Below are 352 nucleotides of genomic sequence, written 5' to 3'. Positions count from 1 at the left end.
AATCGCTCTATAATACGTGTGTGATCTTCCGGATCGTATATAATTATATTTTGTCCATCACTTTGCGCCGGGAAAAATTGATACACCGCTTTCGGTTTTAACCAAGATTGTCCTTCCTGCAATAATTCATCTATTAAATCATTTAATTCGTGTGCTCTCTTATCTCCCTCTCGCAAAAGCTTCTTCACATTTCCTTTTAATCCAAGGTGATGTCCAAGTAGCATTTGTCTATTCAAAAATGGAGCGAGATGAAGGGCTGGGATATCACGTAATACAATTCGTTTTGTTGAATCAGGTATCATAACCTCTGCCTTCGCTAATGGCTCAATTACTGCTGGAATTTCTACTTTCT

The 352-nt window shown here is 38.1% G+C and carries 1 pseudogene; it reads right to left on the bottom strand.

The features are described 5' to 3' along the window. Positions 1-352: pseudogene (locus SB775_RS28025) on the bottom strand (methionine synthase); the annotation flags it as partial.

Source organism: Peribacillus sp. SIMBA_075, assembly GCF_046534585.1.
This window is presented reverse-complemented; position numbering and strand designations above follow the sequence as displayed.